Origin of the sequence: Leptolyngbya sp. BC1307 (genome assembly GCF_002286735.1) — a bacterium.
GTDB lineage: Bacteria > Cyanobacteriota > Cyanobacteriia > Phormidesmidales > Phormidesmidaceae > Phormidesmis.
Genome location: NZ_NRTA01000104.1, coordinates 1 through 3,653, shown reverse-complemented (window position 1 = coordinate 3,653; position 3,653 = coordinate 1). Strand labels below are relative to the sequence as shown.

General features: G+C 52.7%; 5 protein-coding genes. 4 read left to right on the top strand and 1 reads right to left on the bottom strand.

The genetic code is table 11. The features are described from left to right. On the top strand, window positions 1-912 hold a 912-nt coding region (locus CKL79_RS22025; protein WP_141242221.1), incomplete at its 5' end, for a transposase. A 32-nt stretch (window positions 913-944) separates the two neighbouring features. Here the strand turns inward: CKL79_RS22025 and CKL79_RS22020 are convergent. Next, a complete protein-coding gene (locus CKL79_RS22020; protein ID WP_121971660.1) occupies window positions 945-1,196 on the bottom strand; it encodes a hypothetical protein in 252 nt (83 codons plus the stop codon). 399 nt (window positions 1,197-1,595) lie between these two features. On the opposite strand from CKL79_RS22020, the gene CKL79_RS22010 reads away from it, so the two are divergent. The 3 genes from CKL79_RS22010 to CKL79_RS22000 all read left to right on the top strand — a co-directional run. Beyond that, complete coding sequence (locus CKL79_RS22010; protein WP_121971659.1) at window positions 1,596-1,796, top strand: hypothetical protein; 201 nt, start codon at window positions 1,596-1,598, stop codon at window positions 1,794-1,796. Further along, entirely contained in the window at window positions 1,787-2,188 is a 402-nt protein-coding gene (locus tag CKL79_RS22005; RefSeq protein WP_121971658.1) for a type II toxin-antitoxin system VapC family toxin, read from the top strand. The genes CKL79_RS22010 and CKL79_RS22005 overlap by 10 nt, the downstream gene beginning before the upstream one ends. A 237-nt stretch (window positions 2,189-2,425) precedes the next feature. Further along, window positions 2,426-3,653, top strand: a 1,228-nt coding sequence (locus tag CKL79_RS22000; protein WP_121971661.1) for a DEAD/DEAH box helicase family protein, incomplete at its 3' end; no start/stop codon positions are given.

Below are 3,653 nucleotides of genomic sequence, written 5' to 3'. Positions count from 1 at the left end.
CTATTTGCCTATTTTCGCAGTAGTGAGCACAAGTCCCGGCAAAACTATCTCAAGCTCCTGCGTCATCCGTTTGAGGACTATGTGCTCAACGAATATGCCCAAGCCTACCTGAGCGCTCATGGGCTAGCGTCTCGCCATTTAGAGAAACTGAGCTTTTCTGAGCAGGTGATTTGTCAGGGTGAATCGGCATGGGCAGCTTATTTAGAGCGCCTTGATATCGTCACCCCGCTCGCGGTTAGGTTGGTCACCGAAGCGGCTTTGCTCGGCAGTGTGATTAGCCATGGGGTGTCACCTGAGTTGATTATCCTCAGTGATGGTGCGCCGCAGTTTGTCTTGTTCGTCCATGCCCTGTGCTGGATACATATGGAACGTACCCTGCGCAAATTGAGCGGCGAAACCCCTGCGCAGCTCAACGAAATTGAAGCCCTGCGCTATCAGCTGTGGGCCTACTACCAAGCCTTGAAGTTTTATCGCCAAGACCCCTCTGCTGACGATATACCTGCATTCAACCGAGGCTTTGATGCCATCTTTGCACAGACCTTCGAGGACAATGCGCCCTTAAACGCGGTGCTCAAGCAGTTTACCAACCACAAGGCAGAACTCCTGCGCGTCCTGGAGATGCCAGCGCTGCCTTTGCATACCAATGCCGCTGAATCTGATATTCGCGAGATGGTCACTCGTCGTAAGATTAGTGGCACCACTCGCCATGACTTGGGCAGGCAGGCGCGTGACACCTTTGTCGGCCTCAAAAAAACCTGTCGCAAGCTGGGCTTTTCGTTCTGGCAATATTTGACCTCCAGGCTCAAACACGATGACACTGTTCCCTTGTTGCCTGATGTCATTAGACAAAGAGCGGCTCAGGCAACGGCTCAGGCCCTGCCTGCTGAGTCGGCTTGTTTTGTTGCAAGCTAAAACAAGCTTGCCTTCTACCAGCGGTTATTGAGCTATTGCTTTGAAAGCTCTAGATCAGACTGGCTTTTGGCTTCTTCGTAAGGAACATTGACGGCTCTTCCTAATCTGTCAAAGACCTCTTTAAGAGTAGGAAAAGCTTCTTTAAAGCTGATTCCGAAGCTTCGTTGCTCGACTGATAGAAAGTTCAAAACAACTCTCTCATAGTCGCTCTTATGCATTTTTTCATTTTTCAAGAGGCCGTTGCGTTCAATGTCAAGGTATGATCTATCAACAGCTTTTTGCAAGTTGAAAAGTGATTTGCTAAGAGTCCTCATTGAGACATTGTTGTCAGGAGCAAGAGTCCCACTAAAACGAAGGTTTATTGACATCGTTTTCTATATTCAGTGTAATTTTTCTAGGCATAGCAAGGCATACCGAACAATTTCTTATTCCACAGTAAACTTGCTGGTGAATTATAAAATAAAATGGTCGTACTGTCAGTAACTCACTGCCCTCAACGAACTCAAACAATCCATCCTACAAAAAGCCTTTACCGGCGAACTCACCGCCGACACCGCCAGCCACGCCGAGAAAGTTAAGGAAGAAATCGCCGCCTAAGAACCGTTGACCTCTCCTAACATAGAAAAGAGCTAAGCCAGTTCACCTCTCAGCCACTCAAGCGATCCCCCGATCCTCGGAGCGTCATGCTAATTCAAAAAATCGTTAAAGAGCTACAGGACATCCCCGAAGACAAGCTCGCCGAAATCTATGACCTGATTCACTACTTTCGACTGGGCCTCGGCAAAGAACCTCAGCCACCCCGTCAGCCCGGTCTAATTGCTGGCGACGTCGATGATGCCTTCTTCGAGCCGCTGCCTGAAGCAGAGCTACAGCGATGGGAATGAGCTACCTGATCGATACCCATATCTTGCTCTGGTGGGTGTTCGACAACCCCAAGCTGGATGAAAGCAGCCGCGCTATCATCACCAACCCAAATCACCTCATCTTCGTTAGCAGCGCCAGCGCCTGGGAAATCGCCACCAAGTACCGTATCGGCAAGCTCTCTCAAGCTAAAAACCTAGTCGAGAACTACGCTCAAGTTCTAAACAAAGCCGGTTTTTCTGAGCTTCCCATCACCACAGCTCATGCGCTCAGAGCTGGAAACCTGCCCATAGACCATCGAGATCCCTTTGACCGGATGCTGATGGCTCAAGCCGAACTAGAAGACCTACCCATCCTCACCCACGACAGCGCCTTCCATACCGGCCTAATTCAGGTGATTCCTGCCGCCAAGTGAACCCCCAGACTACAAGTCCGACAACCTGCCCAAAAGAGCGCCCAAGCAAATCACAGCCCGTTCAAGGGGAACGCTTTATCATCGGTAGGCCACCCGCTAGCACTCTCGTTGAGTTGATAAATGTTCGCAGCGAGAAACACAGTCAACCTGATATCACCATCAGGCCGTGAATTGTGAACACACTGTATGCACAATTTGCTGAAGCTAGCAGCGTTACAGCCCTTGCCTCAATTCAACATGAACGAAGCCGAAACCCGCGCCGAACTGATCGACCCCGCCCTCAAATCCGCAGGCTGGGGCGTCATAGAAGGCAGCCGCGTCCGCCGCGAAGTGATCGCGCCCGGTCGGCTGCTCGGCAGCGGCAAACGCGCCCCGGCAGAATACGCCGACTACGTACTGGAATACAAAGGCGAAAAGCTTGGCGTGATCGAAGCTAAAAAGCGCGAACTCCCCGATACCGAAGGCATCGGCCAAGCCAAAAAATACGCCCAAAAGCTAGAGATACGCTTTGCCTACTCCACCAACGGCAACCGCATCTATCAAATCGACATGACGACCGGCGAGGAAGGCTACATCACTGCCTACCCCACTCCCGACGCACTGTGGGCCGCCACCTTTGCCACCGAGAACGAATGGCGCGACAGATTCTCTACCATCCCCTTTGAGAGTCGCAGCGGCACCTGGGAAGCCCGCTACTACCAGCACCTTGCTATCAAGCACGTATTAGAGGCGATTTCAGCAGGGCAAAACCGCATTCTGCTGACGATGGCCACCGGCACCGGCAAAACCTTCATCGCCTTCCAGCTCACCTGGAAACTCTTCCAAAGCCGCTGGAACCTCAGCCGACAGCCCAGCCCCCGCCCCCGCATCCTCTTCCTAGCCGACCGCAACATCCTTGCCAACCAAGCCTTTATCGCCTTCTCCGCCTTCCCCGAAGACGCCCTCATCCGCATCGACCCCGAAGCGATCAGCAAAAAAGGCCGCGTCCCCAAAAACGGCAGCGTCTTCTTCACCATCTTTCAAACCTTCATGTCTGGCCGCGACGCCGCAGGCAACCCATTGCCCAACTTCGGCGACTACCCGCCCGACTTCTTCGACTTCATCATCATCGACGAATGCCATCGCGGTGGCGCAAAAGACGAAAGCAACTGGCGCGGCATCCTAGACTACTTTGCACCCGCCGTGCAGCTTGGCCTCACCGCCACCCCCAAACGCCAGCAAAACGCCGACACCTACGACTACTTCGGCCACCCCGTCTACACCTACGCCCTCAAAACCGGCATCAACGACGGCTACCTCACCCCCTTCAAAGTCCGCCAAGTCGAAACTACCCTCGACGAATATATCTACAGCCCAGGTGACGTGATAGAGATGTGCCAGCCTCAATACCCCCATAGGCATCTATCTGATGCTGCTGAGGTTGTTTATCTAAAGGCTGACTTTTGGGCATTTAGCTTCTCCTGTA

What these genes read in the sequence shown, in the direction of transcription:
- CKL79_RS22010 (WP_121971659.1), top strand. Translation starts at nt 1,596, where the DNA reads ATGCTAATTCAAAAAATCGTTAAAGAGCTACAGGACATCCCCGAAGAC.
- CKL79_RS22005 (WP_121971658.1), top strand. Translation starts at nt 1,787, where the DNA reads ATGGGAATGAGCTACCTGATCGATACCCATATCTTGCTCTGGTGGGTG.